Annotated in this window: 7 protein-coding genes; 6 read left to right on the top strand and 1 reads right to left on the bottom strand. The window is 72.3% G+C overall.

Features of this window, described 5'->3' with window-relative positions:
• Nucleotides 1-127: 127 nt before the first annotated feature.
• Complete coding sequence (locus tag Q0112_RS07235) at nucleotides 128-1,519, bottom strand: L-serine ammonia-lyase (protein WP_297973319.1); 1,392 nt, start codon at nucleotides 1,517-1,519, stop codon at nucleotides 128-130.
• A gap of 156 nt (nucleotides 1,520-1,675) precedes the next feature.
• On the opposite strand from Q0112_RS07235, the gene rpiA reads away from it, so the two are divergent.
• The 6 genes from rpiA to Q0112_RS07205 all read left to right on the top strand — a co-directional run bounded on the left by rpiA (nucleotide 1,676) and on the right by Q0112_RS07205 (nucleotide 7,849).
• Nucleotides 1,676-2,443 carry a ribose-5-phosphate isomerase RpiA gene (rpiA, locus tag Q0112_RS07230; protein ID WP_297973316.1) on the top strand — a complete coding sequence of 256 codons (768 nt, stop codon included), beginning with the start codon at nucleotides 1,676-1,678 and terminating at the stop codon, nucleotides 2,441-2,443.
• Nucleotides 2,444-2,447: 4 nt separating this feature from the next.
• The gene (gene gor / locus Q0112_RS07225; RefSeq protein ID WP_297973313.1) at nucleotides 2,448-3,806 is read left to right on the top strand and encodes a glutathione-disulfide reductase; all 1,359 of its coding nucleotides are present in this window, start codon (nucleotides 2,448-2,450) and stop codon (nucleotides 3,804-3,806) included.
• Between the two features lie 114 nt (nucleotides 3,807-3,920).
• Nucleotides 3,921-5,099 carry an FtsH protease activity modulator HflK gene (gene hflK / locus Q0112_RS07220; protein WP_297973310.1) on the top strand — a complete coding sequence of 393 codons (1,179 nt, stop codon included), beginning with the start codon at nucleotides 3,921-3,923 and terminating at the stop codon, nucleotides 5,097-5,099.
• Nucleotides 5,099-6,040, top strand: a complete 942-nt coding sequence (hflC, locus tag Q0112_RS07215) for a protease modulator HflC (protein ID WP_297973323.1) — start codon at nucleotides 5,099-5,101, stop codon at nucleotides 6,038-6,040. The genes hflK and hflC overlap by 1 nt, the downstream gene beginning before the upstream one ends.
• Complete coding sequence (locus Q0112_RS07210; RefSeq protein WP_297973307.1) at nucleotides 6,033-6,221, top strand: DUF2065 domain-containing protein; 189 nt, start codon at nucleotides 6,033-6,035, stop codon at nucleotides 6,219-6,221. The genes hflC and Q0112_RS07210 overlap by 8 nt, the downstream gene beginning before the upstream one ends.
• Nucleotides 6,222-6,349: 128 nt before the next feature.
• A complete protein-coding gene (locus Q0112_RS07205) occupies nucleotides 6,350-7,849 on the top strand; it encodes a DegQ family serine endoprotease (protein ID WP_297973304.1) in 1,500 nt (499 codons plus the stop codon).
• The last annotated feature ends 90 nt before the right edge of the window (nucleotides 7,850-7,939 follow it).

Here is a 7,939-nt window from a genome sequence, read left to right as displayed (position 1 = left end):
AGCAGGCCGATCACGTGTCTCGTTCGCATTCTCGACAATCCCCGAGGTTGGGCGGTCTCATCGCGCCGCCAGCGCCAGTTAGCGGCCCGCGAGCAGATTTGTCGAGCGGGTGATTCGGGGCGTACGGTCAGCACGCCGGCACGTTGACCGCGAGGCCGCCGAGCGAGGTCTCCTTGTAGCGCGAGTCCATGTCGCGGCCGGTCTGGCGCATGGTCTCGATGCAGGCGTCGAGGCTGACGAGGTGCTGGCCGTCTCCACGCAGCGCGAGGCTCGCCGCGGAGACCGCCTTGATGGCGCCGAGGCCGTTCCGCTCGATGCAGGGCGCCTGCACCAGGCCGGCGATCGGGTCGCAGGTCATGCCGAGATGGTGCTCGAGGGCGATTTCGGCGGCGTTCTCGATCTGCGCCGGCGTGCCGCCGAGGACGGCGGCGAGGCCGGCCGCGGCCATGGCGGCGGCCGAGCCCACCTCGCCCTGGCAGCCGACCTCGGCGCCGGAGATCGAGGCGTTCGACTTGATGAGCGCGCCGATGGCGCCGGCGGTCAGCAGGAACTCCGGCACCTTCGCCCGCGTGGCGCCGGGGACGTGGTCGAGATAGTAGCGGATCGTCGCCGGGATCACCCCCGAGGCGCCGTTGGTCGGCGCCGTCACCACCTGGGCGCCGGCGGCGTTCTCCTCGTTGACCGCGATGGCGTAGACCGAGATCCAGTCGTTGATGGTATGGGGCGCGGTCAGGTTCTGCCCCCGCTCGGCGAGCAGCCGCTCGTGGATGGCGCGGGCCCGGCGGCGCACCTTGAGCCCGCCCGGCAGGATGCCCTCGCCGGCGAGCCCGCGGTCGATGCACTCGGTCATCACCGCCCAGAGGCGGGCGAGGCCGGCGTCGATCTCGGCGTCCGAGCGCAGCGCGCGCTCGTTCGCCCGCTGCAGCCCGGCGATCGTCAGCCCCCGGGTGCGGGTCAGCGCCACCAGCTCGGCCACGGTGCGGAAGGGGTGGGGGACCGCCGGCCCCTCGGCCTCGTCCCGCGGCCGGTCGTGCTCGCGCGCCGTCTGCACGAAGCCGCCGCCGATCGAATAGTAGGTCTCCTGCATGTGCAGGTTGCCGCGGGCGTCCCAGGCCGAGAGGACGAGCCCGTTGGCGTGCCCGGGCAGCGGCGGCCCGTAGTCGAAGACGAGATCGCGCGCCGCATCGAAGGCCATCTCCGGCAGGTCGGGGGGCGCGATGCGGCCGGTGGCGGCGATCCGCTCCAGCACCTCGGCCGCCCGCCGGGCGTCGAAGTCGCCCGGGTCGAAGCCGGCGAGGCCGAGGATCACCGCCCGGTCGGTCGCATGCCCCTTGCCGGTGAAGGCGAGGCTGCCGTGCAGCCGGCAGACGAGCCGCGCCGGCTCGCCCGCGCCGGGGATGCGGTCCGCGCCGTCGCGGAGCGCGGCGAGGAAGCGGCCGGCCGCGACCATCGGGCCGATGGTGTGCGAGGAGGAGGGGCCCACGCCGACCTTGAAGATGTCGAACACGCTGAGGAACATGCCCCGCATTAGACGCGGTTTGCCGGCGATTGTCAGGCCAATTGCGACCTCGCCTGTCCCGCCCCCGTCCTGCATCCGCCGCGCGCGGCAAATCGGCTTTCGGCTGCCCGGCAATCGGCCTATAGACTCGGAGGGGATACGTTCGGGGGCCCTGCGATGTCGTCACTTCCTCCCGCCGACGAGGCCAAGCGCGCCGCCGCTGCGCGCGCCCTCGAGATGGTGGAGGACGGCATGATGCTCGGCCTCGGCACCGGCTCGACCGCCGGCTGGTTCGTCCGCCTGCTCGCCGACCGCATCCGCCGCGAGGGCCTCTCGGTCGAGGGCGTCGCCACCTCGAGCGCCACTGTCTGGCTGGCCGAGGAGCTCGGCGTGCCGCTCCGCCGCCTCGACGACGTCGACCTCATCGACCTGGTGGTGGACGGCGCGGACGAGATCGACGGCGAGCTCAACCTCATCAAGGGCGGCGGCGCGGCGCTCCTGCAGGAGAAGATCGTCGCCGCGGCGAGCGCGCGCATGGTGGTGATCGCCGATTCGAGCAAGCGCGTCGCCCAGCTCGGCCGCTTCCCGCTGCCGGTCGAGATCGTGCGCTTCGGCTGGACCGCGACCCGCCGCCTCGTCGAGGAGCTCCTCGCCACGATGGACGTGGACGGGCACCGGATCGAGGTCCGGCTCGGCAGCAAGGGCGCCCCCCTCGTCACCGACGAGGGCAACCACATCCTCGACCTGCACCTCGGCCGCATCGGCAACCCGCGCCGGCTCGCCTCGGCGCTCAACATGGTGCCGGGGGTGGTCGAGCACGGGCTCTTCATCGACATGGCGCACAGCGCGGTCATCGGCCACCCGGATGGCGTGGCCGAGGTCATCCGCCGGCCGGGCGGCGATCCGGTCGACATCGTCGAGCTCATGCGCAACCAGGACGCCTGAGCCGGTGCCCGACTCCGCCTTCGACTTCGATCTCTTCGTGATCGGCGGCGGCTCGGGCGGCGTGCGCGCCGCGCGCATCGCCGCCGAGCACGGCGCCCGCGTCGGCCTCGCCGAGGAGTTCCGCTACGGCGGCACCTGCGTGATCCGCGGCTGCATCCCGAAGAAGCTCCTCGTCTACGCCGCGGGCTTCGCCGACCATTTCGAGGACGCCCGCGGCTACGGCTGGACGGTCGAGGGCGTGCGCTTCGACTGGCCCGCCCTCGTCGCCGCCAAGGACGCCGAGATCGCCCGCCTCGAGGCGGCCTATGCCGACCGGCTGCGCCAGGCGGGGGTGCAGCTCTGCGCCTCCCGCGCCAGCCTCCTCGACGCGCACCGGGTGCGCCTCGCCAACGGCGCGGAATACCGCGCGAGCCACATCCTCGTCGCGACCGGCGGCAGCCCCTTCGTCCCGGCCATCCCCGGGGCCGAGCTCGGCATCACCTCGAACGAGATCTTCGACCTGCCCGTCCGGCCGGACCGGCTGCTGATCGTCGGCGGCGGCTATGTCGCCTGCGAGTTCGCCGGCATCATGAACGGGCTCGGCACCCACGTCACCCAGCTCTACCGCGGCGAGCAGATCCTGCGCGGCTTCGACGAGGACCTGCGCGACGAGCTGGCCGGCGCCATGCGCGCCCGCGGCGTCGCGCTCGAGGTGCAGCGCGACGTCGTCGCCGTCGAGAAGGCGGCGGACGGCCTGCTGGTCACCGCCGACAACGGCGAGACGCACCTCGTCGACCAGGTGCTCTTCGCCACCGGCCGGCGGCCGAACACCGCCGGCCTCGGGCTCGAGCCGCTCGGGGTCGAGCTCCAGGCGAACGGCGCGGTCCGCGTCGACGCATGGTCGCAGACCGCGGTGCCCTCGATCTTCGCGGTCGGCGACGTCACCGACCGCGTGGCGCTGACGCCGGTCGCGATCGACGAGGGCCAGGCCTTCGCCGACACCGTCTTCGGCGGCGCGGCGCGGCGGACCGACCATTCGCTGGTGCCGAAGGCGGTCTTCACCCAGCCCCCGTCGGCGACCCTCGGCCTTACCGAGGCCGAGGCGCGGCAGAAGGGGCCGGTCGAGATCTACCGCACGCGCTTCCGCCCGCTGCTCAACACCCTCTCCGGGCGGCAGGAGCGGACGATGATGAAGCTCGTCGTCGGCGCAAAGGACCGGCGCGTCCTCGGCGTGCACCTCGTCGGCGAGGGGGCCGCCGAGATGGTCCAGCTCGCCGCGATCGCGGTCGGCATGGGCGCGACCAAGGACGATTTCGACCGCACCATGGCGCTGCATCCGACCTCGGCCGAGGAGCTCGTGATCATGCGCACGCCGGTCGCCTGAGGGCGCCCGCCCGAGCAAGGTGGCGTGACGGGGCGTCATCACACCTTGAATTTGCCGGGAGAGGTGGGCAAATGCCCCGCAACCACGGCAATCCCGCAAGGACGAGGAGCACGCATGCCCTACAGCAACAACGGCGGGCCCTGGGGCGGGGGCGGCGGCGGCGACGACAAGAAGGGCGGCGGCCGGGGACCCTGGGGCGGTGGCGGTGGCGGCGGCGGCGGCAAGGGTCCGGGCCACCAGCCGCAGGTGCCCGACATCGACGAGATCGTCCGCAAGGGCCAGGAGCAGCTCCGCATCCTGATGGGCGGGCGCACCGGCCGCGGCCGCGGCCCGGGCGGCGGCGGTGGCGGGGGCGCCGGCATCGGCCGCCGCGGGCTCGCCATTGGCGCCGCGGCGGCGGTCGGCATCTGGCTGCTCATGTCCTTCTACACCGTCCGGCCCGAGGAGCAGTCGGTGGAGCTCACCTTCGGCGAATGCCGCGGCGACTGCATCGGCAACCCCGGCCTCAACTTCGCCCCCTGGCCGATCGTCACCCACGAGATCGTGCAGGTGACGCGGGAGAATACCGAGGAGATCGGCTCGGGCACCGTGCGCGGCACCTCGGCCGGGCTGATGCTGACCGGCGACGAGAATATCGTCGACATCACCTTCCAGGTGGTCTGGAACGTGCGCGACCCGGCGGAATTCCTCTTCAACCTTTCCGACCCGACCTCCACCATCCAGGCCGTCGCCGAGTCGGCGATGCGCGAGGTGGTCTCCCGCTCGCAGCTCTCGCCGATCCTCTCGCGCGACCGCGGCATCATCAGCCAGGAGGTCTCCGACCTGATCCAGCAGACCCTCGACGAATACGGCTCGGGGGTGAACATCGTGCGGGTCAACTTCGACCGCGCCGACCCGCCGCAGCAGGTGATCGACGCCTTCCGCGAGGTGCAGGCGGCACGCCAGGAGCGCTCGACGCTGCAGAACCAGGCCGACGCCTATGCCAACCGCACGCTGGCCGCCGCGCGCGGCAACTCGGCTCAGACGATCCAGGAGGCCGAAGGCTACCGTGCGCGCGTCGTCAACGCCGCCCAGGGCGAGGCGAGCCGGTTCAGCGCCGTGCAGCAGGAATACGTCAAGGCCCCCGAGGTCACGCGCAAGCGGCTCTATCTCGAGACGATGCAGGAGGTGCTCGGCAACGTGCGCATGTTCGTGCTCGACACCCCGACCGGCAACGCCAGCGGCATCGTGCCCTACCTGCCGCTCAACGAGCTGAAGCCCGCGCCCTCCGCGCCGACCGAAGGGAGCAAATGATGCGCCGCGTCCCCATCCTCATCGCCGTCCTCGTGGCGCTCGGCTTCGTGGCCCTGAGCTCGATCTACACCGTCGACGAGCGCGAGAAGGCGATGGTGCTCCAGTTCGGCCAGGTGCGCGCGGTGAACGAGACGCCGGGCCTCGCCTTCAAGATCCCGTTCATCCAGAACGTCGTCTACTACGACAGCCGCATCCAGGGCCTCGACACCAGTGCGCTCGAAGTGACGCCGCTCGACGACCGCCGGCTCATCGTCGACGCCTTCGCCCGCTGGCGCATCTCCGATGTCAGCCAGTTCCGCCGCGCCGTGGGCGTCGGCGGGATGCAGGCGGCGACCCAGCGGCTCGAGGCGATCCTGACCGCCAACGTCCGCGAGGCGCTCGGCTCGGTCCGCTCCGAGGCCGTGCTCTCGGCCGACCGCGTCGGCCTGATGAACCGCATCCGCGACGCCTCGATCCTCGAGGCGCGCGCGCTCGGGGTCGAGATCATCGACGTGCGGCTGAAGCGCGCCGACCTGCCGGAGCAGAACCTCGCCGCCACCTTCGACCGCATGAAGGCCGAGCGCGAGCGCGAGGCGGCCGACGAGCGCGCCCGCGGCAACGAGGCGGCGCAGCGGGTGCGCGCCCAGGCCGACCGCACCGCGATCGAGATCGTCTCCGAGGCCGAGCGCGACGCGCAGGTGATCCGCGGCGAGAGCGACGCCGAGCGCAACCGCATCCTCGCCGAGGCCTACGGCGCGGACCCCGAGTTCTTCGCCTTCATGCGCTCGCTCGACGCCTACCGCGGCTCGCTCAAGGCCGAGAACGCCACCATGCTGGTCGAGCCCGACAGCGCCTTCTTCGACTATCTGCACTCGCCGGAGCCGCGCGCGGCGGAAGCTCCGCCCGCGCCCCCGGCATCCGCGGCGCCGGCGGCGAGCGCCGCCGCGGATCCGAATGATTAGGGCGGCGCTCCTCGGGCTCGGGCTGGTGGCGATCATCGAGGGGCTGGCGCTCGCGCTCGCGCCGTCCCGCATGCGCGAGGCGCTCGAGGCCATCGCCCGCATGGACCCCGAGCACCGGCGGCTGATCGGGCTCCTGGCGGTGACGGTCGGCATCGCGCTTGTCTGGATCTCGCAGGCATGAGATTCTCTCCTTTCCCCGCGGCCGCGACGGCGCACGAAGGCGTGACTTGCCGGTCCTGCCGGGGGGCCCGAGACTTCCACCATGGGGCGGGACGCCCGACGCCCGGCCGCGCGCGAGGAGGCGCAGCAATGGCAATCCGCACCGAGATTCCAAGCCTTTTCCCGGGCCTGCTCGCCGCGGGCGCCCTCGCCTTCGGCCTCGGCCTCTGCCACCCGGTGGCCGCCCAGCAGGCGACGGGCGAGGCCCAGCCGCTGCAGGTCGACCCCGGCCCCCGCTACGTGCCGGAGAGCTTCTCCGAGCTCGCCGACCGGCTGAGCCCGGCGGTCGTGAACATCACCACCACCACCAACGTCGCCGACGTGAGCGACGGGATGCGGCCGATCCTGCCGCCCGGCTCGCCCTTCGAGGAATTCTTCCGCGACTTCATGGAGCGCCAGGACGGCATGCCGCGCCGGCAGCAGCGCTCGAACGCGCTCGGCTCCGGCTTCATCGTCTCGCCCGACGGCTACATCGTCACCAACAACCACGTGATCGAGAGCGCCGACGAGATCGAGGTCGAGCTCTACCACGGCGGCACGCTGTCGGCGACGCTGGTCGGCCGCGACAGCCGCACCGACATCGCGCTTCTCAAGGTTGAGAGCGACACCGATCTCCCCTTCGTCGAGTTCGGCGATTCGGATGCCGCCAAGGTCGGCGACTGGGTGCTCGCCATCGGCAACCCGCTCGGCCAGGGCTTCTCGGTCTCGGCCGGCATCGTCTCGGCACGCAACCGCACGCTGCAGGGCAGCTACGACGACTTCATCCAGACCGACGCCGCCATCAACCGCGGCAACTCGGGCGGCCCGCTCTTCGACATGCAGGGCCGGGTCATCGGGGTGAACACGGCGATCCTCTCGCCCACCGGCGGCTCGATCGGCATCGGCTTCGCCATGTCGTCCGCCGTCGTCTCCAACGTCGTCGACCAGCTGCGCCGTTTCGGCGAGACCCGCCGCGGCTGGCTCGGGGTGCGCATCCAGAACGTCGACGAGGACATGGCCGACGCCATCGGCCTCGACGAGGCGAAGGGCGCTCTCGTCACCGACGTGCCCGAGGGCCCCGCCCTCAAGGCCGGGCTCAAGGCCGGCGACGTCGTGCTGAAGTTCGGCGGCGAGGAGATCGAGGACACCCGCGAGCTCGTCCGCGTGGTGGCCGACACGCCGGCCGGCGAGACGGTCGACGTCGTCATCTTCCGCGACGGCGCCGAGACGACGCTCACGGTCGAGGTCGGCCTGCTCGAGGAGACGACGCTCGCCGCCGCCCCCGGCCAGCCGCCCGCCGCCGCCCCGCGCGAGGAGCGCCTGCTCGGCATGACGGTCGCCGTGGTCAACGACCCGATCCGCGAGCGTTTCGCGCTCGACCGCGACGTGACCGGCCTCATCGTCACCGAGCTCGACGCAACCTCCGACGCCTATGCCAAGGGGATGCGCGAGGGCGACATCATCGCCGAGGTCGGCCAGGAGCCGGTCGCGAGCCCGAAGGAGATGCGCGACCGCATCGAGGCCGCCGAGCAGGCCGGCCGCAACTCGATCCTGCTGCTGCTCCGCCGCGACGGCCAGCCGCGCTTCGTGGCGCTGAACCTTTCCAGCTGACGGCCCCCCGGGGCCGCGTGGACCTCTGGTCACAACCGCAATTCGTATGGCCGCTTTCCAGCCCCTTTCCGGCCGCATTCCAGTCTGCCC

It is taken from the genome of uncultured Amaricoccus sp., from assembly GCF_937858865.1.
Lineage (GTDB): Bacteria > Pseudomonadota > Alphaproteobacteria > Rhodobacterales > Rhodobacteraceae > Amaricoccus.
Note: the sequence above shows the minus strand (reverse complement) of the source record. Positions and strands in the feature narration are given on the sequence as shown.